This is a genomic window from Shinella sp. S4-D37, from assembly GCF_040812195.1.
Classification (GTDB): Bacteria; Pseudomonadota; Alphaproteobacteria; order Rhizobiales; family Rhizobiaceae; genus Shinella.
On record NZ_JBFNXL010000003.1, the window covers coordinates 277,356 to 299,168 of the forward strand.

Consider the following 21,813-nt stretch of genomic DNA (forward strand, 5'->3'; position numbering starts at 1 on the left):
GAGCGCCGGGCCTTCTAACAGCGTGCGAAAAAGGCCCTTGCTGCGAGCGAACAGCCGTGATTCCATTTCACAGTGATCAGTCGGCAGGAGCAGGGCATGCGTGGCGGCGATATTCAGACGGCGGGTCCGTTTTCTCATGTGAGCTGCGCAGCCAATCTGAACGGATAGTCTGTCTATCAGACCCCGTGGACCGCATTCCGAGCCAGGCTCGCTAGCCGCTCGACCACATCAAGTAGAACCCGGGCGCCGGAAATCATGTGATGATCGACCACGAACTCCGCCTCGTTATGGCTGATGCCATCTCGGCATGGCACGAAGATCATGGCAGCCGGCGCGACACGATTGACGAAAAGCGCATCGTGAAAAGCACCGGAGACCATTCGGCGGCACTGTAGACCAAGCCTTTCACAGCTACTTTCAATTGCCTCTGCGATGGATCGGGCAAAGCGTCCGGGCGGCATGTCTACGCGTTGGTTTATGGCAAGCTCGCAATCCCATCGTGCGCTTGCGGCTGCGCATTCCTCACGTACGTGCTGCTCGATCACGGCAAGGGTGGCAGTATCCGGATGACGGATGTCGACAGTGAAGGTAACGCTGTTCGGAATAACGTTGATAGAACCTGGTTCTGCCGCAATACGGCCGACCGTTAGCCTCGCGTCAGGGTCCGTTGGCATGATCGCTGATTGGAGGCTTGCGATCGCCGCCACCGCCGCACTCATGGGGTCTTTGCGAAATTCAAGCGGGGTGGTGCCGGCATGGGCTGCCTTGCCGGAGAAGGTAACCTCAAGCCATTTCGTGCCCTGTACCGCCGTGACGACCCCGATCGGCACATCCTCCCGCTCGAGGATCGGGCCTTGTTCGATATGCAGTTCCACGAACGCGGAAATGGCATGGCCTATGGGCCGCATTTTTGCTTCAGGCAGCGCAGCGAGCGTCGCGGTCAGCTCTTCGGCCAGCACCGGGCCGTCCGTTGCATGGATTGATTGCCAATCTGCCAAGGCTCCCGCTCCCGCGAAGGCCATGGAGCCCATGCACCCTGGCGAATAGCGGCTGCCTTCTTCATTGGTGAAGGCGACAACCTCGATGGCGCGCTCGGTCTCGATGCCGGCGTCGGCGAGCGCTTCGAGCGCCTCGAAGGCACTGAGCGTGCCAAGCGCGCCGTCGAAGCGGCCGCCGGTCGGCTGGCTGTCGAGATGGCTGCCGATGAGGAGCGGCGGCAGGGACGCATCGCGGCCTTCACGGCGAATGAACAGATTGGCGATTTCATCCTGGAAGACGGAGAAGCCACGCGCCAGCGCACGCTCGGCAAGCAGCCGACGGGCCACGCGGTCCTCGACGCCCAGAGCCTGCCGGTTGACGCCACCGGCCGACGTTGCACCGATCGCCGCAAAATCGGACACGGATGCAAGGAGACGCGCGGCGTTGACCTCCGGCTTCATGTTCATCGGCCAAGGCCTGCGATGAAGCGCTCGACCCGGTCGAGCTCAACCGCATTCCACCAGACGCCATCATATTTGAGAGCGCTTGCGATGATCACGCCGTCGGCGACGGACAGGATATCGTTGGCATTGTCGTGCGTGACGCCGCTGCCCACCAGCGTCGGCAGCGATGCAGCCTCCTTGATCATCCTGATATAACCGAGATCGGCCGTGTGGCCGGTGCGCTGGCCGGTGGCGATAACGACATCGGCATCGAAGAAGACAAGATCCTTCACCTGCTCCTCGACCGGCCGATCCGCGACGATGGCATGCGCCCCATGCTTGACGTGGGCATCGGCAAAGATGCGGATGCCACGGGCGCGAAGATGGGCGCGGTAGCGCATGGCGCGTGCCGATTCCCCCTCCACGAAACCTTCGTTGGCGATATAGGCATTGGCCCATTGGTTGACGCGAATGAAGGATGCCGACGAGGCAGACGCAATGGCAAGCGCCGGGATCGCCGCATTGGCGAGCACGTTGATGCCGATCGGGCGACCGAGCTCGCGGCGGATGCGGTCCGCGACAACGGCCATGTGCGCCGATGTTTCGTGACCGATATCATCGGGCTTGGCAAAGGGCACGTCGCCGTGGTTTTCGACGATGACGGCATCGCAGCCGCCCGTGAGATAGGCGCGCGCATCCGACAGACCACGCTCATAGATCGCCTCGACGCCTTCGTCGTCATAACGCGGTGCGCCGGGCAGCGGCATCAGGTGCACCACGCCGATCACCGGTTTGTCGCGCCCGAAAAGCGTCTTCAGCGTATCCTTGTCCTGCCGTCCGATGGGGTTGCTCATGGCGATCACACGTTTTCCAGTTTCAATGTATTGGTCAGGGCGGAAAGCTCCGCTCGGGTGGGGAAGGAGGCAAGCGTGCCAGTACGGCCGACAGCGAGACCCGCCGCCCGTGTTGAAAGTCTTGCGGCGGCGGAAAGAGGCACGCGCTGCGCGAGAAGCCCCGCCAACGTGCCGGCAAAACAATCGCCGGCCCCGCTTGCATCCACGGCTTGGCGTTCTTCAGCCGGGATCTGGAGACGGGAGGATGCATCCAGAACGACGGCACCCTCCGAACCGAGCGTCACGATGACGGTGGTGGCACCCATCGCGCGCAGGCGGTCGGCGGCACGCTCGGGATCGGTCTCGCCGGTCAAGGCCTCGGCCTCCGGGCGATTGACGATGAGAAGCGATACCGCCGCCAGATCCAGCGCTTCGGCCGGCAGCGGGCTCGGATTGAAAACCGTGAACAGCCCGGCAGCGTGCGCCGCCTTCAGGCATTGCGCCGTCACATGGGGACCGAGGTTCCCCTGCATCAGCAGCACGTCGCCGGCGCGCCAGGTCGATATAATCGGGCACATCGTCAGCGGATCGAACGCCTCCGCGCAGGCGGCGGCGGTGACGATGACGTTCTCGCCATGGCGATCGATCAGGATAACCGAGCGATCACTGGGCAGGTCGAGGCGCGAGAGATGCAGGTCGGAAATCTCCGCGGAAAGCAGGCTCTCCATCCCCTCGCCGGCTGCATCCCGTCCCACAGGCGCCCAGAGCATCACTGACGCACCTGTCCGGGCGGCCGCAACGGCCTGGTTTGCCCCCTTGCCGCCGAGGCCTTCGCCGGTAGCGGCTGCGTTCAGCGTTTCGCCCGGCTGCGGCAGCCGCTCCAGGCGAAAGCTCGTATCGACGCAGACATTGCCGACGACATGGATGGTCATGGCCCGGGACCTTCCGTTCAGTCCGTTGCCCAGACGAGCATCTGCTCGAACAGGATCTTGTAGCCCGGCCAAGCGATGAATTCTGGCGGAAGCCAGTGCGGGCCGACATCCGACGTCCAAACGAGCGTGCGACCCTGGCCGTAAGTACCCGTGACGAGCAGCGGCAACGAACCATATTCCGAGGAAACGGTCATGACCTGCTTTGCCCCTTCCTTCAGCGTCACTTCGTTGAAGCCGAGCAGATAGGGGAACTCACCGATAATACCCGAAAGGATCGGATGCGAAGCATCGCCCGAAACAACGGGCGTAAAGCCCTCCGGCACCTCGACGCGATCGTCGAAGGGAAGGCAGGCCACCGGCAGCACCTCTTCGACTGCGGTGTTGCGGAAGCGCGCTCCTCCATTGATGCCCTGGAACGAATAGTAGCCGCCGAACATCAGGAGCGCACCGCCCTGGGCAACGTAGTCGCGCAGCAATTTCAGGCGGTTGGGCGTGCGACGCGAGTGGATCCAGGTATCGGGATGCAGAAGCAGCGTGTTGGCGCCGATATCCGAGAGCACGATGGCGTCATAGGCCTGAAGGCCTTCGAGCGTGCTTGGGAACTCCTTCTGAGCCTCGTGCGCCGGCATGAAGGTAACATCGAAAGGGCTATCCTTCAGGGCCTTCAGCAATTCATCCGCGCCCGTGTGATAGGTCGCCGTCGGGAACTGGTCGAAACCCTTGATATGGGTGGAGGTCGATACCCAGGATTCACCGGCGAGCAACACTTTTTTCTTAGTCATGGAAACTCCTTGAACGATGGGCCATCGCCTAGGCGATGGCGGAAAAGACGGATTTCGGGTTGTCGATCAGCATGCGGTCGATGGCCGCCTGGTCGACGCCGTGACGCTTCAGCCGCGGCAGGAAATGCTTGAGGATATAGCCATAGCCAAAGCCGCCGTAGCGGGTCAGCATGATCTTCAGGAACACATCCTGCGACAGCAGCAGCCGGTTGCCGAAACCGGTGTCGACGAGGGCGGCGATGGCGCGGGCATTCTCCTCGTCGTTTGGCGACTGGGCGTCCTGATCGGCATAATAATAGTCCATCCCGATCATGTCGTATTCCAGGAAGGCACCGCGCTTGGCCAATGCCATCTGGTAGTCGAGATCGTTGTGGCTGGGGTTCATGTGGCAAAGGACGGTGTGGCGCAGATCGGCGCCCTCCTCTTCCACCACGTCGAGCACGCGATGCGCCAGGCGCTCCCAGCCCGGCAGGTGGATGGAAAGCGGCAGACCGGTGATGCGCGACGCCCGCGCCGAAGCGCGCAGCGACTTCTCCTCCTCAGCGGTGAAATCACGGCTAACGCCAACCTCACCGATAATGCCGGCCATGACCTCCGGCTGCGTCTCGCCGCCGCCGACATCATCGACGATGAACTGCGTGACCGCATCGACGTCCATGGCTTTCAGCCAGTCAGGATGGGTGTGCTCCAGATAGAAGCCGGTCCCCATGATGATCCGCAGCCCGGACATGCGCGCGATGCGAGCAAGGCCTGCCGCATCGCGGCCAATGCCGAAATTGGTCGTTTCCACCACGGTGCAGCCGCCGAGCGCCTGAAACCGTTTGAGCTCTCCTAGCGCCAGGTCCCCGTCATCGAGCGAGACATTGTCCCGGTTCATATAGGGGTTCATGCGCAACTCGCCGATGATCTCGATCGAGACCTTCTGTTCGGCGATCGCTTTTTCGTCCGGATGGCAGGGGCAGATCCAGCTGGTCGCACCATCGAGGAAGATATGCTCGTGCATCAGCGTGACGCCGAGATCGCCCACCGGAACAGGGCCGGTGACGGTCATGGCGGCGCCGGAATTCACCCCGATGGGGTAGCGCTTTTTCGGCGCGTCCGTGAAGAGGTGATCGAGCATTCTCAGCGCCCCTTTGCGCCGCCGCGAAACAGGCGGAAGTTCAGCCAGATCGCAACGAGGATGATGAAGCCGGTGACGATCGGCGTGAAGAAGGGCGACAGATGCGAGAGGATGAGGCCGTTTGCGAGCACCGCAACGGTGAGCGCGCCAAGAACCGTCCCCACAAGAGAGCCGCGTCCGCCGAAGAGGCTGGTGCCGCCGAGCACGACGGCCGCGATGACGTCGAGCTCGAAGCCCTGTCCCGCGTTCGAGGAGCCGGAACCGAGACGGGCGGAGAGGATGACGCCGGCTGCTGCCGCTGCCGTGCCCGAGAGCACATAGACCCAGAGGATGACACGGCGCGTGTTGACGCCTGCCCGTCGTGTCGCCTCGGCATTGGCGCCGACGCCCGTGACATAGCGACCGAAATGGGTCTCGTTGAAGGCGATATAGGCGACGGCGAGGATGACGATGGCTATCAGCGCCGGAGCGGGAATGCCGAACACCCAGGCGCGGCCGAGCGCAACGAAGGGGCTCGTCGGCTCGATGGGGATCGAATAGCCGCCGGTAATGAGCAGCGCAAAGCCACGGATCACGGAAAGGCCGGCGAGCGTGACGATGAAGGCGGGGATGCGCTCATAGGCAATGAAGTAGCCCTGAATGACACCCACCACGCCGCCGAGCAACAGCATCAGCACGATAGCAAGCGGCCAGGGAACACCGGCCTGCAGGGCTGCCGCCGAAAGCGTGGCCGTCAAGGCGAGAATGGAGCCGACCGAAAGATCGATGCCGCCCGTCGTGATCACGAAGGTCATGGCAGCTGCAACAATGAGCAACGGCGCGGACTGCCTGATGACGTTGAGAAGGTTGGGCGCGGTGAGGAAGGCGTCGGTCGTCACCGCAAAAAACAGGCAACAGACGACGAAGAACAGTGCGATCGACATGACGCCGCCATTTGCCACGACCTTGTCGAGGATCGTCGCCTCGCGCATGCGGGATGGATGACTGGCATAGGCGTTGGGTTCAGAACTCATGTGGAGACGCCTTTTTCCCGGTTATGGCCTGCGGACCGGGCGGCGAATTTTCGCCCGACGATGAGATTGACGACGTCCTCGATATTGGTGTCCTCGATCCGGCGCTCGGCGACATTGCGCCCCTCATACATCACTTGGATGCGGTCACAGACGAGGAAAAGGTCCTGCAGGCGGTGCGTGATCAGGATGACGGACACGCCGCGTTGCGAGACGGTGCGGATGAGTTCGAGCACCGCTTCCACCTCGGCGACGGCGAGTGCGGCAGTCGGCTCGTCCATGATGAGCACGGAAGGGTTGAAGGACGCGGCGCGGCCGATGGCGATGGACTGGCGCTGGCCACCCGAAAGGTTTTCCACCTTCATGCGGGTATCCGGAATGACGATGCCGAGATTGGAGAGCATGTCGCGCGCCCGCTCGTGCATGAGCTTCTTGTCGAGCATCGGCACGCCGGCTATCCGCCGTTTCGGCTCGCGACCGAGGAAGAGATTACCTGCGACATCGATCGTGTCGCAGAGCGCCAGGTCTTGATAGACCATCTCGATACGCGCTGCGCGCGCGTCGGCCGGCGAGGTGAAGGCGACCTCCCTGCCATCGATCTCGATAGTGCCGGCATCCGGGATCACCGCGCCGGAGAGAACCTTGCTAAGGGTAGACTTGCCCGCGCCGTTGTCACCCACCAGGCCGAGAACTTCGCCGGGCTTCAGATCGAGGGAGGCGTTATCGAGCGATTGTAGAGCGCCATAGCGCTTGGAAATGCCGGTCATGCGGACACGGCTGGCTTGCGTGTCGGTCATATTCAATGCCCTTGCTGGAAATCCGGCCGCCCAACCTGATCGTCAGGCCGGGCGGCGGCGGCAGTTCGGCTTACTTGAACATTTCGCGATACTGATCGACATTCGCCTTGGTGACGATGGTGACCGGCACGTTGATGATCGGCTCGATCTTTTCGCCCTTCTTGACCTTGACAAGCGCCTCGACCGCGGCCTTGCCTTCACCGGCAGGATCCTGCTGGATCACAGCCGTAACGAAGCCCTGGTCGATACCATCGATGGCGGATTTCGTCAGATCCCAGCCGAAGACCTTGATGCTATCACCGCGGCCCTGGCTGGCAACGGCAGATACCGCACCGAGCAACGCCGGCTCGCCGGTCGCGTAGAGCGCCGTCATGTCGGGATTGGCGGTCATCAGGTTTTCGGCGGCAGACAGCGCGACGTCCTGCACGTTCTGGCCGTCAACGGTATTGAGGAACTCGACCTTCTGGCCGCCCTCGCCCACGGCGGCCTTGAAACCATCGAGACGCTGGTTCTGGATAAAGGAATTAAGCGCGCCGACGACACCGACCTTCGCGGCACCACCCATGTCGCTCTTCACATAGTCGGAGAAGAACTTGCCGATCTCGCCACCGGCCGCAGTGTTGTCGACGCCGACGAAGGCGATGTTGTCGCCTTCCGGAATCTGTGCATCAATGGCGATGACCGGAATGCCGGCATTCTTGGCAGCCGTGATGGCCGGCTTCACGCCGTTGACGTCGATGGCCACCAGAATGATGCCGTCGACTTTCTGCGTGATGTAGGTTTCGATCGCATCGTTCTGCGCCGCGGGTACGTTATTGGCGTTGAAGATGACGAGATCGGCGCCTGCAGCCTTGGCCGCAGCGCTGGCGCCGTCATTGATCTGGTTAAAGAAGAGTGCCTGCTGGTTGATGGTGACGAGCGCGAATGTATCGGCAAAGGCGCTGGAAACGCCCATGGAAAGCATCATCGCTGCGGCTGTAGCACAGCCGAGAAGATATTTGGTCCGACCCATTTTTAGGTTCCCCTTGTTAGAAGCCGCGGGCGGCAACAGAATTTACAACGGCATTATTCAAGTGACTTGAATTTCTGTCAAGTCACTTGAATTTCAACGATTGCAAAGAACAACTCGGAATTTTTTCTTGGGTTAAATCAAAACGTTGCCGGGGTATTTACCCAGAAAATCGAGGCCCGCTGGTTTCCGACATTGCGATACGAATGGGCCAGTTCGGAATTGAACACGAAACTGTCTCCGGCGGCCAGGCGAAAGGTCTTGTCGCCGATCATCAGTTCGATCTCGCCGACGAGGACGTAGCCCACCTCTTCGCCGACATGCTGGATCGGCCCGGCGCTCTCTCCGCCCATGTCGATATGATGAATGTTGCACTGGAGCAGATGGCCCTGCGAATAGGGAATAATGCGCTCGAGCGATATGCCCTCGCCGCGCCTTAACGGATCGAGCGAGATCAACGGCCGCGTGCCGGCGCGAAACACCACGCCCTCATCGGCATCCGTCTCCTCGAACATCCAGCCGATATTGGAATCCAGCGCCTGCACTAGCCGGTGCAGCATGGGCAATGATGGCGAAGCCTTGCCGTTCTCGATCTTCGAAAGCAGGCTTTCGGAGCAATCCGCAGCCCGCGCCAGTGCTTTCAACGTCAAGCCGCGCGTCTGCCGCGCGAGCTTGAGGCGGGCGCCAAGCCGCACCGGGTTCGACTGGACCTTATCCTCCCGACTGCTTTCAAACGGCAAAGACGGCTTGACTATATTCATGTGAGAGGCATCGCATTAATCGGTGCTACAATTATAAATCCTTCAATCGAGCACTGTCCAGCTGCGACTCTTGTGGCAAACGAAGCTACGCATTCCTGCATGAACATGTAACATTTTGATAATTCGGCCGACTTACAGGTCTTGAACTGCACCGACCGCTATTTACCGAGCCTCAGCCGATTGGCCTGGGGCCTGGTGAGAAACGAACTGATCTGCCCCCTTCAAACTGGACCGATTTTGGTTAGAGTTTTCCGGTGATTTTTCCTGGCTGGGAAAGGAACGGAAGACAATGAAGGCATCGCAGTTTTCGGACGCGCAGAAGGCGTTCATTCTGAAGCAGGGTGATGAAGGGGTTACGGTCGCGTAGATTTGCCGCAAGGCAGGGATCAGCCAGGCGACCTACTTCAATTGGAAAAAGAAATATGCCGGTCCAGCCCGCCGCCGCCGACGATCTCGCCCGTGTCCGACTGGCTGACATAGGTGCCGGTCGCAGGCGACAGCACGACGGTGTCGAGCGCGGCATGCCTTGTTATTGCTTCCACGGATTGGACAATTGGGGCGCCGTGAGCAGCGTTTCATCCGTCAGGCTGTCGAGGAAGCTCACGAGATCCTGCTTGTCCTGTTCGGCCAGGCGAATCCGGCCGATCAGGCTGCTGCGATACGGGCTCATGCGACCGTCGCCCGCATGGGGTTCTGCAGCCGTCGTCCGGCCGCCGCGGGCATATTGCTCGATCACCTCCTCCAGCGTGGCGGCGCTGCCATCGTGCATGTACGGTGCGGTCAGCGCGACATTGCGCAGGCTGGGCGCGCGAAATGCCCCCATGTCTTCCGGCTTCTGGGTGACCTCGTAAAGGCCCCGGTTGGGAAAAGGATACCCACCGCGGCCATCGATATTGTAGAGGCCGTCATTGTGAAAGATCGCTTCGACGAGGCGGCTGTTCCTGCGTACGACTTGGTCGTTGAAGTTGAAGCTGCCGTGGCAATGGTGGCACTCTGCCTGCTCGCCATAAAACAGGTCCATGCCGCACTGTTCGGATTCGCTAAACTCGATCTTACCCTGGACATGCCGCCGAGAAAGCCGATTTCGTCGATGCCCTCTGGCGGCTGAAATCGGCGCCCTCCCCGGACGGCGACCAGGTCGGCAACTGGTACGATCATTTCGTGGCCGCCCATGTGCGCAAGCTGGTCTGCTATACGGACGAGCCGGGACAGGGCGGCTATGGCCACAACGGATCGGACCTTCTGACGTGGCACCGAGCGTTTCTGCGCGAATTCGAGACGGCGATGACCACGGTCATGGGCAAGCCCATGGCCATTCCCTATTGGGACTGGACGGACCCGGAGAGCCTGAAGACCGTTTTTGCCGAGGACTTCATGGGGCCCGAGGGCGATCCGGACCAGAACGACCATGTCATGTCCGGCCCGTTCCGGCATGGGAAATGGCGCCTGAACGTCAAGGGCTTTGAAAGCACCAATCCCGGCCGGTTCGATTATCTCGTGCGCGCCATCGGTTCGATCGAGGGCATGGCGCTGCCGGTGGGCGAAGAGGTGCAGCAGGCCCTGGCCCGGCCTCAGTATGACGCGGCGCCATGGGGCGTCACGGCGGATAACGACGTCAGTTTCCGTTCCTTCGTCGATGGCATGCTGAATGCCTCCGGCCTCGCTTGCGATGGCGGCGCGGTCACCATGGTGGGGACCACCGCCACGCTGTTACATGGCACGGTTCATATGTGGGTCGGCGGCACGACCAGGGAAGGCCATCCCGGCTCTCTCGCCGACACGCTGACCTCGCCCAACGATCCGGTTTTCTGGCTGCACCACGCCAATACCGACCGCATCGCCGAGACATGGTGGGCCGCCAACCGATACGAATATCTGCCGCGTAGCGGCGGCCCGCGCGGCAACAACCTGAACGACAGGCTGTGGCCCTACACGTCGACCAGCGGCGATGTCGTGGCGCGCCCCCCCAGCTCGGCTATGCCTATGACATGCTGGTCGACATCGACAAGGGCACGAAGATCATTCCGGCGGCGGACTGGGTCAAGCAGCGCGGCGGCTCATCCGTACATGCCCACAAATAGGGCGTTTCCAGCCGATGGCGGGATCGCCGCGGCGCTGGACGACGCTTCGCAAAACAAGGGCCTGGAGTCTGTCAGGCGATCCAGCCTTCAACGGCAATGCGCGAGGCGCAGGTGATCCGCGCAAAAGGGGAATACACGATGGCACATGAAGCAACGGCGGACAGGGCCTTCCGGCCGAACCGGCGCAACCTTCTTCTGGGCATGGGCGCATTGTCGGCGGGGCTTGCCGGCGCGAAGGCGGCCTTGGCGGACGCGGGCACTGCGGCAGGCAGGCCCGCCGGCCGGGAGGTCCGCCTTGAAGCGGCAACGACTGTCAGTGCGAGACGTCTCGACGAGAATGTCGCGCGCGCGTTTCCCCTGTTCAACGCCGGAGCGGTCGTTGCGGATTTCGATGCGGCAAGCCAGGGCGCCCTCGATGACGTGCAGCTTTATCGCGTCGTCACCGCGACAACGGTTCCCGAGACAGGTGAAGTGCTTGATGTCACCGGCCTCCTGGCGTTGCCGGCCGGGGCTAAGGGGGAGCTTCCGGTCGTTTCATGGCAGCACGGCACGATCCTGTCCTTCGATCAGGTGCCATCAAACCTGACCCGGCTAGCGGACCCCGCCTATGAATTGTCCGACGAGCGGGATTCGCTGGAAACGCTCTTCAACGTTCACCGCTTCGCCGCGCGCGGCTTTGCGGTCGTTGCCGCCGACTATCTGGGCAAGGGCCCCTTGCGCAACGGGCGTGGCGAAGCCTATGTCGTCAAGGACGCCACGGTGAAGGCCTGCACCGACATTCTCGAGGCTGGTCTTTCGGCGCTTGAAACCCTCAACATCACGCCGGGGAAGCTGTTCCTGCACGGCTGGTCGCAGGGGGCCATCAACACGCAATGGCTGCATCAGTCGCTGCGCGCCTCGGGTCTGGCGATCAAGGCGACGGCCGTCGCCCGCCCCTTCAACGATGCCCTCCAGTCCTGGCGTTTCTGTAGTGGAAAGGAAAACTTCCCGCTTCCGGCCGGCACCACCTCCTATCCCGAAATCCCGGCCTGGTTGCCGCTTTGCATGATCGTCCTCCTGGGGAGCTATGAGCGGCATTATGGGCTGGACGGCCTGATCGAATGCGCGGTCCGCCCGAAGTACAGGGTTATGGCCAGAAAATACTGGAACGACTATTCCGTGGATTTCCCTGCGGATGCTCCCTATCCGACGGCTACCGACCTGATGGTCGATGGCTTCATGGACGGTTTCACCGATGAGCGAAACAGCGCCTTCCTGCGCCATCTCGCGACCAACAGCGCGTCCTGGTGGGATTATGACAGCCCCATTCGCTTCCATTATGGGCTGGCGGATGAAGCCATACATCCGGAAATGGTCTATAGGGCCTTGTCCGCGGGCGGCAGATTCACCCAGGGCATTTCCATAGCCGGCGCCAGCCACCGCGCCACCTTCATTGCCGGGCTTTATGGCAATGCAACATCCCTCGGCGGTTCTGAAAATGCCTTTGACTGGTTCAACGAACTGGCCAGATCGTGAGGGATAGGCGCTTTTCAGGCGCTTCCGACAGATCGAAATTCCTGCATCCTCCGTCCTCGTTTTCGAAGTGGGACGTGAGAATTCTCCGCACGATTGTTCAGGCCCTTATGCGATCGATGCTCGGCAGCGGACATTACGTCCCGTAAATACAGCCACATCGCGCGGGCGATGATCTGCGGTGGAAAGCGGTGGTTCTTGTAACTGATCGTCGGCGGGGTCACCTCAGCCGAATTATCCAACAACCGTTAAGCCCAGGACAACGTCACATCGCCCCCCGGATGTCTTGCGGCCCAATGACGACGATACGTCTCATCCATCGCTTCTGGCAACATGGCATCCGGCCAGATAGCCGAACGTCAGCGCTGGGCCAAGCGTGATGCCGGGGCCGGGATAGTGCCCTCGCCAGATCGACTGCATGTCGTTGCCAACGGCATAGAGGTTTGTGATAGCCTCGCCATCGCTGCCGAGCACACGGCAATCGGCATCGGTGCGCAAGCCGGCACAGGTCCCCAGATCGCTTAGCACCAGTTCTATGGCGTGGAAAGGCGGTTTGAGCAGCGGCGCGAGGCAGGGATTTGGTCCGACTTCCTCATCGCCTAGATAACGCGAATAAATATCCTCTCCGCGCCCGAACTTGCTGTCCTTGCCAGCCAGGGCATCACGGTTGAAGTTAGTCACTGTCGCGGACAGCGCGTCTCCGTCGACACCCAGACGCTCCCCAAGCTCAGACATACTGCTGGCGCTGACGAGATAGCCTGCATCCCGATAGGGCCGCAGATTGCGGGTGAACGGGATGATGGCCCCCAGCCCATATTTCCAGATGAAGCTGCTGTCACAGACGATCCATGCCGGCAGGTTGCCCTCGCGCAGCAGTGCTTCCCCAAAACGGTGGTATGAAACGGCCTCGTTGGTGAAGCGCCCGCCTATCTGGTTCACCACTATCGAGCCCGGCTTGCCGCGATCCGTCACCGTATGAGGAAAGACTGCCTTGCGTCCATCCGCCCGTGCATACACCGAAGCGGGGCTCCAATAGGCATTGTTGGCATTTTCAGTGGCGATCACGCCGCCCGCCGCCTCGCCCAGATCGAGGCCGTCACCGGTGCTGCCTGGGGCAAACGCGCTGTCGAGGCTGGCCGCCGCCGGCAACCATGCCCGGCGCTTGGCCTCGCCATGCGAAAAGCCGCCGGTGGCAAGGATGACGCCGCGCCGCGCCCAGATCGTCCGCGCGCCCTGCGCGTCCGAGACCCACAGACCAGTGGCGCGGCCGCCCTCGACGACGATTTCGAGCGGCTGGCATTCAGTCCGTATCGACACGCCGCGGTCGAGCAGAGACTTCAGCAGGCGGCCCGCCAGAGCGTTGCCCAGCACAAGCCGCGAGCCCCGGTGATGGCGTAGTCGCTGCAGACCGTATGCGCTCACCAGCCGCGCCACACGCATGAACGAGCGCGGCGAACGGCTGAAGTTGCGGAAATGCTGCAGGTCCTCCCGCCCCACCATCATGCCGCCGAGAATGGTGAATTCCGGAATCGGCGGTCGCAGACGCCGGAACCATGGACCGAGCGTCGCCGCGTCGAACGCGACAGGCTCCAACACCCGCATCCCGGCTCGCGCGCCTTCGAGATCGGGATAGTAGTCTGGATAGAACGGCACGGGCTTGAACTGCACAGCCGTTTCGCCTTCAAGGAACTCGATCGCCTCCCGGCCCTTGCGCACAAAAAGGGCACGCTGCTCGCCGCCGTCCTGCGTCAGGATGACGCGTTCCAGATAGGCGAGCGCCTCAGCGGGGTCGTCCGGCTGGCCTGCCGCGGACATATGCGCGTTGTTCGGGACGTAGACCATGCCGCCTGAGAAGCTGGTGTTGCCGCCAATATAGGCAGTTTTTTCCACGACGACGACGCGAAGCCCCTTTGCTGCAGCCGTGGCCGCAGCCGTCATGCCGGCCGCGCCCGCTCCTACGACAACAACGTCGAATTCAGAATCTGCCACGATAGCTCCAGGCGTTCCAGCCGTCGGGGCTGACCAGCATCCAATCCTCGACTGCGGCAGTACCAGCGTCGAGATCATGTGCCATGCGCGCGCAGGCGAGCGGTCCGTGCATCCGGGATGCTGCGCGCCACATCGCCTCGGCTACAAGCATCTTACCCATAAACGATGCCCTCCCCTTTATGCAGCGCTCGGCGCTCGCCTTCGAGCGTGGCAGCAAGGCCCGCTCGGATATCGAAACGCGGCCGATAGCCGAAGACCTCCCTTGCCCGGCGGCAATCCAGCGCCCCCTTGCACGGCATCGCTACATTCCCGGCATGCAGCCAGGGCCCGCTGCCCACGCTGATCGGCGGGGCCTGCGGGTCGAGTTCAGCGAGGATCGCCGCGATTTTGGCCAGCGAAGGGGCCGAGGCGCTGGAAACGTGATAGGCGTCGTACGGATGGTGGGAGCAGTCCAGCGCGCCTATCACCCCCGCCACGGCATCATCGAGATAGGTGTGGTCGATGCGCTCGGTGGCTCCACCTGACACATGAAGTGGCTGGCGGCGAACGACCGCGCGGATCATGTTCAGCGGCACCCGGTCACGTGGGAAATTCGGCCCGTAAACCCACGATGTACGGATGTTGATGCATTCGATTCCGCAAGTGCTGCGATAGCTGCGGCCGAGATGCTCGACGGCAGCCTTGCTGATGCCATAGGCATGGAGAGGACGTTGGGGATGATCCTCGTGGATACGGTCGGTGTCGAATTCGCCGTAGATCTCCTCAGAGCTAAGGTGAATCATCCGCCCGACGCCATGGCGTTTCATTGCCTCGAAGATATTGATCGCCCCTTCGACATTGACGCGGAAAAGCTGGCGAGGCGCTTCGAGCGACGCCAGAACGCCGACAACGGCCGCACAGTGCACCACCGCGCGGGGGCGATAGGCTGAAAACAACGCGTCGACCGCATCGCCGTCGCACACATCGGCCTGCACCACGGTAAGTGCGGAAGTCTTTTCGGCCAGCGCGACAAGTGGTGCGCAATCGCCCGCCTCGAGAGCAACCACGCGGTCGTCGCGCGCCAGCAGATCCATGACGATGGCGCGACCGAGAAAACCGCCAGCGCCGGTAACCAATATCGAGTTCATGCGAAACACAGCCTATTACATATTGGATAGTCTCAGTCGTTCTTCGGTCATGTCGCGGATCGCATCGCGCGATCCCTCGCGACAGTTACCGCGGCACTTGACCACGCCGTCCTTGAAATTGGGAAAGGCCTGCACCGCTGCCGGGCGGCGAAGGAGATGGCAGCGACAACGCCCGTTGCCATCTGTGGACGGTCAGATTCTCAACGACCATGGAGCTCCCCCTCTCTGCTTCTTGCTCACCGGACACGGTTGTTCGATCAGCCGCATCTTGTAGGAGACCGGCAAACGCACTGTCAATCATTTATTACATAGAGATATTATATCTCATATTATAGCATGAACAGAGATAAGCGAATTGCATCGACAGGACGCAGGCCCTTACAATCCGCTGCAACCTATCCCTCCAACAACCCCAGCTTCCGCCCGCGGCTTCCATTCCACATGGGGCATTACAGGAGTCATTGCAAAACTCACAGCTCGAAGAGTGAGCTTGACGAGGATCAAGAACTCGTATTATGAAATGTAATGCCTTATTGTCGCATACACGCAACCAATTTTAATGAAGTGACGTCGGCGCTGGACCCGCAGCTCACCTCGGAAGTCTTGCGCGTGATCGAATTGTTGGCAGCCGACGGCGTGACGATGATCCTCGTTACCCACGAGATGGAGTTCGCCCGCCGTCTTGCGACCAATATAGTCTTTATGAAAGACGGGAAAATCCACGAGTCCGGAAAGTCCGATATTCTCGATTCGCCAAATACGCAGGAATTGCGTGACTTCGTTAATGCAATCTAAGTTCAACAGGGAGGAAGAACTATGAGATTATCAGGTATTATTGCTGTTGCCGCGCTAGGGGTGCTGCTGGCTGGTTTTGCCAGGGCGGATACTCTTGACGACGTCAAGGAAGCAGGCCGCATACGGGTTGGAATGGACCAAAGCGTAAAACCATTTGCATTTCGTGATCCGACGTCGGGAGAAATCGTCGGGTCCGATGTCAACGTGGCAAAAATGATTGCTGCCGATTTGAAGGTATCGCTCGAAATCGTTCCGCTTACCGCCGCAAATCGTATTCCGTTCCTTTTGTCCGGACGCGTGGATATCGTGGTCTCCTCGTTGACGAGAACGGCCGAGAGAATGAAGGTCGTCGCGATGTCACGCCCCTATGGCGGAAGTTACGACGTTATCGCCGCCCCAAAGAGCGTGGACATCAAGTCGCTCGAAGATCTGGCCGGCAAGCGCGTGGCGATCACCCGCGGAACATACCTGGATCAACGCCTTACAGCACTGGCGCCCGCCAGCACCGAAATCGTGCGGTTCGATGGCGAAGACACCTCTCTCGCCGCTGTGACGTCGGGGCAGTTTGACATCGTGGCGAAGAACGTCGCAATCCTGCCCGAGATCATCAAGGGAACCGGTGACAGAGGCTTCGAGCAGAAATTCATCGTTTCGGATTTGCCCATGAGTATCGGCATGCGAAAAGAGGATGCCAGCATGCAGAAATGGATCGATGACTGGATTACGGCTCACCTTGCCGATGGCAGCCTCGACAAGGCCTTCTCCGAATACCAGGCGTTCAGCCTGCCTGAATTCGTCACACAGTGGAAGCCTGAATAGTCCAGGGCTCCGCCCATGCCGCACGGCCAGTCGAAACTGCTTTGAGAGCAGCTGATCTGAACGGTCGCGGGCAAGCCTGCAGGCGCCGACAGGAGTTCCTTGTCGGCGCCTTTTGGCGGGCTGGGCGAGCCTCGGGCGTCAGCGTGCCGGGATCGCGTCCAGCCGTCCTCGCCACCGACATTCAGCCCGGTTTAGATTGAAAGTCTTCCGATCGGGCTTTGCCGCGACAGAGCAGCATTCCCCAGCCCCGCGGCCTAAATGTGAGCGCGACGAACACCCCACCTTTCCTTTTGCGATCGCGGCCGCGAGAACAGCTCCTTCACCGATAGGAGCGGAACGGGATGGTCGAAGATCGCGCTGATGCCATGCTTGAAGCCATGGATGAAGGCATGCATGAAGCCAGGCATGAGGGAAAGTATCGTCGGATCGAGGTGATCACGGGTCGACGCCAGCGGCGGAATTGGACCGACGAGGAGAAGGCGCGGATCCTTGCCGAAAGTGCAGAACCTGACGTGAACATCTCGGCGATCGCCCGGCGCTGGGGCGTCAATCGCGGCCTGCTGAACGTCTGGCGGCGCGAAGCCGGGCTGACCTCTCGACGATCCGCGCAAGCCGGCGCACAGCAGGCCATGTTCGTGCCGGTGACGGTGGTTGGCGATAGAACGTCTTGCGAGAACTCGCCGTCGGATGTCGCCCATGACGCCGCGGGGCGTATTGAGATCGAGATTGCTGGCGCGCGTATGACCGTGATCGGCTCGGTGGCGCCCGAATTGGCGCAGGCGATCGTGGCAACGTTGCGAGCACGCCGGTGATTGGACTTTCGCCTGGTGGAGTGAAGATCATGGTGGCGACGCAGCCGGTCGACTTCCGGCGCGGCATGAATGGGCTTGTTGCGCTGGTGGCGTCAGCGCTTGCAGCTGATCCCTACTGTGGTGACGTGTTCGTGTTCCGCGCCAAGCGTCTCGATCGCCTGCGCTGCATTTATTGGGACGGATCAGGCATGATCCTGGCGACGAAATGGCTGGAGGCTGGCACGTTCGTTTGGCCACCGATCCGTGATGGCGCGATGCAGATGAGTAGCCAGGAGTTCTCCCTTTTGCTGGCCGGTATCGACTGGACGCGGGTCAGGCGAAACACCGTAAAGCGGCCAACGAAAGCAGGCTGATCCTATTGGATTTGCTTGAAGATTCAGGGTCATGTGCTAGGGTCTGCCATGCCGCTTCGACCCGACCCTTTACCTCAGGATGCCGCGCAATTGAGCCGAATCATTCTCTCGCTCGATGCAGAGAATGCCGACCTCAAGGCGCGCGTTGCCTTCCTGGAGCGGCAGCTCTTTGGGCCGAAATCGGAGAAGATGACGGCGATCGACCCGAAGCAGGCGACGCTTGAGCTTGGCGATCTCAGCGACATTCCCGCGGCGGCCAATGACGATGTTGCACCCGTGGCTGACGGCCGAAAGCAGGAGCGGCGATCGCCGGCGCGCAACATCGGCCGGTTACCCAGGCATCTCCCACGGTATGAAGAGCTCATCGAGCCGGAGAGCAAGATTTGCCCGTGCTGCTCGTTCGAGCTGCATTGCATCGGCACGGACGTCAGTGAGGCGCTCGACATCGTGCCGGCGGTTGTCCGGGTGAAGCGGACGATCCGGCCGCGCTACGCATGCCGGGCCTGCGAGAGTGCCATTGTGCAAGCGCCAGCGCCGGCGCGTGTGATGGACGGCGGCATGGTGACCACGGCGTTTGCCGCCCATGTCGCCGTTTCGAAGTTCGCCTGGCATTTGCCGCTTCATCGCCAGGCGCAGATGCTTGCCTCCTGCGGCGTGATCATCGATCGCGGCACGCTCGGGGCCTGGGTGACGCGGGTCGCCTGGTGGCTTGAGCTTCTCTATGACGCGCTGCTTGCCTTCATCCGCTCCCAGCCAAGGGTGTTCTGTGATGAGACGCCGCTCCCGCGGCTTGATCCGGGGCGTAAGCGAACCAAGGTCTGCCAACTTTGGGCGCAGGCGGTCGACGATCGGCCATGGAATGGTCCGGCGCCGCCGGCGGTGGCCTATACTTTTGCCGAAAGCCGCAGCGCGCGCGAGGTCGAGGGGCAATTGTCGTCGTTTGCCGGCGTGCTCCAGGTCGATGGGTACCAAGCCTATAAAACCTTGGCCAAGCGCCGGGGGAGGAGCAATGTCGCTCCCATGCGGCTGGCCTTCTGCCTTGCCCATGCCCGACGCAAGTTCGTCGAAATCGTCAAGATGACCGGGTCTGCTGAGGCCCTGTCGATCCTTGCCAGGATTGCCGAGCTCTATCGGATCGAAGCGAAACTGCGCGGCGAAAATGCCGATACCCGGCTCACGGTGCGGCGTCGCGAGGCAGCGCCCATCATGAGCGAACTGAAGGCCCAGCTCACCGAACTGAGCGACGAGGTGTCGTCGAAATCGGCGCTTGGCAAGGCCGTCACCTACACGCTCAACCACTGGAACGGACTGGCAGCCTTCCTGGAGGATGGCCGGATCGAAGTGGACTCCAATGTGGTCGAGCGTTCGATGAAATCGGTGGCTCTGACGAGGAAGAACTCGTTGTTCGTGGGCAGCGAACGCGGTGGCAAGACGTTCGCGGTCCTCGCATCGCTCGTCAACACGGCAAAGCTCAATAGTGTAGACCCCGAAGCTTGGCTTGCCGACGTGCTCGAGCGCATCATCTCCGGCAAGGTGACCGCGAACCAGATGGATACGCTCTTTCCATGGACCTGGAAGGCCAACCGCGAGAGCATTGCAGATCAGGAGCGACGGGCGGCATGACACAGAACAGCCAAGGGGCTACGGCACGACCGAAGCTCGATGACGAGGCGTTCGAGGCGTTTATCAGGGCACGCCGTCCAGTCTCGCCGATCTGGTCGATGAGCGGCCTCGACGGCTATCTCACGGCTCTCATCATCGGCCCGAGGTTTATCGACCCGCGTCAGTGGATCCCGGAGCTGACTGGCCCGGATGCCCTGAACCTGCCAATGGAAACAACCGAGCATCGAGCCGTCCAGACCATCGTTGCGGAATACAACCGGATATCGGCAAGCCTCGCCGAAACGCCGAAAGATCATCGGCCCAGGTTCACCAAGATCGATGATCAAACCTTTGATCCCTTCGCTTGGGACCTCTGCTTTCTATTGGGAACAAGGTACGCGCCCAAGCTTTGGCAGCCCGTCCTTGGAGGTCATGCCGTCACTGGGGATATCGTCGCGCCCATCCGCAAGCTCGGCGAGGCAAAACGGAACGCGACCCGTCAGGATGCCGTTGCCGTCGCCGAAGCGCTCGTCAAGATCCGAGCCTATTTTATGCCGAAGCGGGCAAAGCAAAAGTTCTGACCGACAGCCGGAAGCCTATTCAGTCAATCACGGAAGCCGTGGGCTCTTCGTTGCGCTCACGCCTAAATTCGAGGAGCACCTTACCGCCATGATGGGGACGTCCTGATATTAACCTCGAAAAGTACGTGAGCTTCATCAGCAAAACCACTGAAGCCAGATTGCCAGCCGTGACTGGAAAACCTTGACGGACCTCATCCCCTTTTGAGGCAGCACAAGTCAGCAAGCACTTGAAACCATCGAAATCGATGGAACGAAACAGGAAAAATGTTGGATTTCCAACATGCAGATCATTGAGCACGAGCCTCCGATATACCTATCGTGATCTACAAATGCCGTATCGAATGAGTGACGCATAGGGAGGTCGAAGATGCAGTATCGTGATGTTCCAAGGGATTACAGCTTAGTTGGGCGCGACGCGGCGGAAGCCGAGCGCCTGGGCCTGGCATCAGCCGACTGGTATCGAAGCACGATCGATCGCCCGGCCTTGAAATCGCTGATGAAACGAACAGACGGGCCGGCGATCCGCGATACCGTCATATGGTTTTCGGCGCTTGGCGCATTCGGCTTCGGGGGATATTTTTTCTGGGGAAGCTGGCTCTGTGTTCCGTTCCTGTTCGTATACGGCGTCCTATACGGATCAGCTTCAGATTCACGCTGGCATGAATGCGGTCACGGCACGGCGTTTAAGACGCGCTGGCTCAACGATGCTGTGTATCACATTGCTTGTTTCATGATCTTGAGGGAGCCCTCCGTTAGAAAGTGGACGCACGCGCGGCATCACACCGACACGATCATCGTCGGAAAAGACGCAGAGATAAGCAATGCAAAAAGACCTGCCAAGATAGTTCGCATGCTTGCGAATTTGCTCACGATACCGACGACTTTCGACACAATCGTAAGTCTGTTCCGACATTCATTCGGACGGCTCAACGTCGAGGAAAAAGACTTCATACCAGAGATGGAGCATCACAAAGTTTACCGGGTTGCACGCATCTGGCTGTTGATCTTTGCCGGTGTCGCGGCGTTGTGCTTCGTGACTGGAAGTATCCTGCCAGCTGTGTTCGTGGGCCTGCCGACGTTGTACGGCGGGTGGCTGCAATTGCTTTTTGCCGTTAGCCAGCACACTGGCCTTGATGAAGACATCCTGGATCATCGGCTTAATTGCAGAACGATATATATGAACCCTATACTCCGGTTCATATACTGGAACATGAATTATCATCTGGAGCACCATATGTTCCCGATGGTTCCCTATCATGCGCTGCCAAAGCTGCACGCGCTGATCAAGGATGATTGCCCGACGCCATATTCGAGCCTCTTAGAGGCATTCCGCGAGATAATCCCGGCCGTCATAAAGCAGCAGCGCGATCCTAACTATTACGTCGTTCGGACACTTCCCTCTCGCATGGACCCTGTTGGTCACGGGCAATATCGACATGGGTTATCCGCAGCCACTGCTGAATAATTACACGTATAT

General features: G+C 60.8%; 21 protein-coding genes and 3 pseudogenes. 10 read left to right on the forward strand and 14 right to left on the reverse strand.

Annotated elements, in window-relative coordinates; all coding sequences use genetic code 11:
* Nucleotides 1-176: 176 nt before the first annotated feature.
* The 9 genes from AB3G45_RS05265 to AB3G45_RS05305 all read right to left on the reverse strand — a co-directional run bounded on the left by AB3G45_RS05265 (nt 177) and on the right by AB3G45_RS05305 (nt 8,665).
* The gene (locus AB3G45_RS05265; protein ID WP_367829576.1) at nt 177-1,445 is read right to left on the reverse strand and encodes a Zn-dependent hydrolase; all 1,269 of its coding nucleotides are present in this window, start codon (nt 1,443-1,445) and stop codon (nt 177-179) included.
* On the reverse strand, nt 1,442-2,275 hold the full coding sequence (locus AB3G45_RS05270) for a BtpA/SgcQ family protein (RefSeq protein WP_367829577.1): 834 nt from the start codon (nt 2,273-2,275) through the stop codon (nt 1,442-1,444). The genes AB3G45_RS05265 and AB3G45_RS05270 overlap by 4 nt, the downstream gene beginning before the upstream one ends.
* A 5-nt stretch (nt 2,276-2,280) precedes the next feature.
* The gene (locus AB3G45_RS05275) at nt 2,281-3,186 is read right to left on the reverse strand and encodes a ribokinase (RefSeq protein ID WP_367829578.1); all 906 of its coding nucleotides are present in this window, start codon (nt 3,184-3,186) and stop codon (nt 2,281-2,283) included.
* 17 nt (nt 3,187-3,203) lie between these two features.
* Nucleotides 3,204-3,968 carry a glutamine amidotransferase gene (locus tag AB3G45_RS05280; RefSeq protein WP_367829579.1) on the reverse strand — a complete coding sequence of 255 codons (765 nt, stop codon included), beginning with the start codon at nt 3,966-3,968 and terminating at the stop codon, nt 3,204-3,206.
* Nucleotides 3,969-3,996: 28 nt separating this feature from the next.
* The gene (locus tag AB3G45_RS05285) at nt 3,997-5,088 is read right to left on the reverse strand and encodes a phosphotriesterase (protein ID WP_367829580.1); all 1,092 of its coding nucleotides are present in this window, start codon (nt 5,086-5,088) and stop codon (nt 3,997-3,999) included.
* Nucleotides 5,089-5,090: 2 nt separating this feature from the next.
* Entirely contained in the window at nt 5,091-6,059 is a 969-nt protein-coding gene (locus tag AB3G45_RS05290) for an ABC transporter permease (protein ID WP_367829863.1), read from the reverse strand.
* 38 nt (nt 6,060-6,097) lie between these two features.
* A complete protein-coding gene (locus tag AB3G45_RS05295; protein ID WP_367829581.1) occupies nt 6,098-6,895 on the reverse strand; it encodes an ATP-binding cassette domain-containing protein in 798 nt (265 codons plus the stop codon).
* 70 nt (nt 6,896-6,965) lie between these two features.
* On the reverse strand, nt 6,966-7,907 hold the full coding sequence (locus AB3G45_RS05300) for a substrate-binding domain-containing protein (protein ID WP_367829864.1): 942 nt from the start codon (nt 7,905-7,907) through the stop codon (nt 6,966-6,968).
* Between the two features lie 137 nt (nt 7,908-8,044).
* Nucleotides 8,045-8,665 (reverse strand): cupin domain-containing protein, encoded by a 621-nt coding sequence (locus AB3G45_RS05305; RefSeq protein ID WP_367829582.1) that lies wholly within the window; start codon nt 8,663-8,665, stop codon nt 8,045-8,047.
* A 289-nt stretch (nt 8,666-8,954) separates the two neighbouring features.
* On the opposite strand from AB3G45_RS05305, the pseudogene AB3G45_RS05310 reads away from it, so the two are divergent.
* Nucleotides 8,955-9,095, forward strand: a pseudogene (locus AB3G45_RS05310) (transposase); the annotation flags it as partial.
* Here the strand turns inward: AB3G45_RS05310 and AB3G45_RS05315 are convergent.
* A complete protein-coding gene (locus AB3G45_RS05315) occupies nt 9,070-9,207 on the reverse strand; it encodes a hypothetical protein (RefSeq protein ID WP_367829878.1) in 138 nt (45 codons plus the stop codon). The pseudogene AB3G45_RS05310 and the gene AB3G45_RS05315 sit on opposite strands and share 26 nt — an antisense overlap.
* On the reverse strand, nt 9,195-9,686 hold the full coding sequence (locus AB3G45_RS05320; RefSeq protein WP_367829583.1) for a hypothetical protein: 492 nt from the start codon (nt 9,684-9,686) through the stop codon (nt 9,195-9,197). The genes AB3G45_RS05315 and AB3G45_RS05320 overlap by 13 nt, the downstream gene beginning before the upstream one ends.
* A gap of 140 nt (nt 9,687-9,826) precedes the next feature.
* On the opposite strand from AB3G45_RS05320, the gene AB3G45_RS05325 reads away from it, so the two are divergent.
* A complete protein-coding gene (locus AB3G45_RS05325; protein WP_367829584.1) occupies nt 9,827-10,861 on the forward strand; it encodes a tyrosinase family protein in 1,035 nt (344 codons plus the stop codon).
* A gap of 23 nt (nt 10,862-10,884) precedes the next feature.
* Complete coding sequence (locus AB3G45_RS05330) at nt 10,885-12,261, forward strand: alpha/beta hydrolase family protein (protein WP_367829585.1); 1,377 nt, start codon at nt 10,885-10,887, stop codon at nt 12,259-12,261.
* Nucleotides 12,262-12,284: 23 nt separating this feature from the next.
* On the opposite strand, the pseudogene AB3G45_RS05335 reads toward AB3G45_RS05330, so the two are convergent.
* The 3 genes and pseudogenes from AB3G45_RS05335 to AB3G45_RS05345 all read right to left on the reverse strand — a co-directional run.
* Nucleotides 12,285-12,404: pseudogene (locus AB3G45_RS05335) on the reverse strand (IS6 family transposase); the annotation flags it as partial.
* Between the two features lie 166 nt (nt 12,405-12,570).
* Nucleotides 12,571-14,247, reverse strand: a complete 1,677-nt coding sequence (locus tag AB3G45_RS05340) for an FAD-dependent oxidoreductase (protein ID WP_367829586.1) — start codon at nt 14,245-14,247, stop codon at nt 12,571-12,573.
* A gap of 152 nt (nt 14,248-14,399) precedes the next feature.
* Nucleotides 14,400-15,374 carry an NAD-dependent epimerase/dehydratase family protein gene (locus tag AB3G45_RS05345; protein WP_367829587.1) on the reverse strand — a complete coding sequence of 325 codons (975 nt, stop codon included), beginning with the start codon at nt 15,372-15,374 and terminating at the stop codon, nt 14,400-14,402.
* A gap of 555 nt (nt 15,375-15,929) precedes the next feature.
* Here AB3G45_RS05345 and AB3G45_RS05350 point away from each other — a divergent pair.
* The 7 genes and pseudogenes from AB3G45_RS05350 to AB3G45_RS05380 form a co-directional block, all read left to right on the forward strand.
* Nucleotides 15,930-16,169, forward strand: a pseudogene (locus AB3G45_RS05350) (amino acid ABC transporter ATP-binding protein); the annotation flags it as partial.
* Nucleotides 16,170-16,190: 21 nt separating this feature from the next.
* A complete protein-coding gene (locus AB3G45_RS05355; RefSeq protein ID WP_367829588.1) occupies nt 16,191-16,988 on the forward strand; it encodes a transporter substrate-binding domain-containing protein in 798 nt (265 codons plus the stop codon).
* 341 nt (nt 16,989-17,329) lie between these two features.
* Nucleotides 17,330-17,800, forward strand: coding sequence for a transposase (locus AB3G45_RS05360; RefSeq protein ID WP_160788234.1), 471 nt, complete (start codon nt 17,330-17,332; stop codon nt 17,798-17,800).
* Nucleotides 17,797-18,153 carry an IS66 family insertion sequence element accessory protein TnpB gene (gene tnpB, locus AB3G45_RS05365; protein WP_160788235.1) on the forward strand — a complete coding sequence of 119 codons (357 nt, stop codon included), beginning with the start codon at nt 17,797-17,799 and terminating at the stop codon, nt 18,151-18,153. The genes AB3G45_RS05360 and tnpB overlap by 4 nt, the downstream gene beginning before the upstream one ends.
* 48 nt (nt 18,154-18,201) lie before the next feature.
* A complete protein-coding gene (locus AB3G45_RS05370; protein WP_160788236.1) occupies nt 18,202-19,776 on the forward strand; it encodes an IS66 family transposase in 1,575 nt (524 codons plus the stop codon).
* Nucleotides 19,773-20,336: a YecA family protein gene (locus AB3G45_RS05375; protein WP_064334525.1), complete on the forward strand. Its 564-nt coding sequence runs from the start codon at nt 19,773-19,775 to the stop codon at nt 20,334-20,336. The genes AB3G45_RS05370 and AB3G45_RS05375 overlap by 4 nt, the downstream gene beginning before the upstream one ends.
* A gap of 367 nt (nt 20,337-20,703) precedes the next feature.
* Complete coding sequence (locus AB3G45_RS05380; RefSeq protein ID WP_367829589.1) at nt 20,704-21,801, forward strand: fatty acid desaturase family protein; 1,098 nt, start codon at nt 20,704-20,706, stop codon at nt 21,799-21,801.
* Nucleotides 21,802-21,813: the final 12 nt, after the last annotated feature.

What these genes read in the sequence shown, in the direction of transcription:
- AB3G45_RS05270 (WP_367829577.1), bottom strand. Translation starts at nt 2,275, where the DNA reads ATGAGCAACCCCATCGGACGGCAGGACAAGGATACGCTGAAGACGCTT.
- AB3G45_RS05330 (WP_367829585.1), top strand. Translation starts at nt 10,885, where the DNA reads ATGGCACATGAAGCAACGGCGGACAGGGCCTTCCGGCCGAACCGGCGC.
- AB3G45_RS05300 (WP_367829864.1), bottom strand. Translation starts at nt 7,907, where the DNA reads ATGGGTCGGACCAAATATCTTCTCGGCTGTGCTACAGCCGCAGCGATG.
- AB3G45_RS05370 (WP_160788236.1), top strand. Translation starts at nt 18,202, where the DNA reads ATGCCGCTTCGACCCGACCCTTTACCTCAGGATGCCGCGCAATTGAGC.
- AB3G45_RS05345 (WP_367829587.1), bottom strand. Translation starts at nt 15,374, where the DNA reads ATGAACTCGATATTGGTTACCGGCGCTGGCGGTTTTCTCGGTCGCGCC.
- AB3G45_RS05305 (WP_367829582.1), bottom strand. Translation starts at nt 8,665, where the DNA reads ATGAATATAGTCAAGCCGTCTTTGCCGTTTGAAAGCAGTCGGGAGGAT.
- AB3G45_RS05380 (WP_367829589.1), top strand. Translation starts at nt 20,704, where the DNA reads ATGCAGTATCGTGATGTTCCAAGGGATTACAGCTTAGTTGGGCGCGAC.
- AB3G45_RS05275 (WP_367829578.1), bottom strand. Translation starts at nt 3,186, where the DNA reads ATGACCATCCATGTCGTCGGCAATGTCTGCGTCGATACGAGCTTTCGC.
- AB3G45_RS05280 (WP_367829579.1), bottom strand. Translation starts at nt 3,968, where the DNA reads ATGACTAAGAAAAAAGTGTTGCTCGCCGGTGAATCCTGGGTATCGACC.
- AB3G45_RS05290 (WP_367829863.1), bottom strand. Translation starts at nt 6,059, where the DNA reads ATGCGCGAGGCGACGATCCTCGACAAGGTCGTGGCAAATGGCGGCGTC.
- AB3G45_RS05285 (WP_367829580.1), bottom strand. Translation starts at nt 5,088, where the DNA reads ATGCTCGATCACCTCTTCACGGACGCGCCGAAAAAGCGCTACCCCATC.
- AB3G45_RS05360 (WP_160788234.1), top strand. Translation starts at nt 17,330, where the DNA reads ATGGTCGAAGATCGCGCTGATGCCATGCTTGAAGCCATGGATGAAGGC.
- AB3G45_RS05265 (WP_367829576.1), bottom strand. Translation starts at nt 1,445, where the DNA reads ATGAACATGAAGCCGGAGGTCAACGCCGCGCGTCTCCTTGCATCCGTG.
- AB3G45_RS05375 (WP_064334525.1), top strand. Translation starts at nt 19,773, where the DNA reads ATGACACAGAACAGCCAAGGGGCTACGGCACGACCGAAGCTCGATGAC.
- AB3G45_RS05295 (WP_367829581.1), bottom strand. Translation starts at nt 6,895, where the DNA reads ATGACCGACACGCAAGCCAGCCGTGTCCGCATGACCGGCATTTCCAAG.
- AB3G45_RS05355 (WP_367829588.1), top strand. Translation starts at nt 16,191, where the DNA reads ATGAGATTATCAGGTATTATTGCTGTTGCCGCGCTAGGGGTGCTGCTG.
- AB3G45_RS05320 (WP_367829583.1), bottom strand. Translation starts at nt 9,686, where the DNA reads ATGGACCTGTTTTATGGCGAGCAGGCAGAGTGCCACCATTGCCACGGC.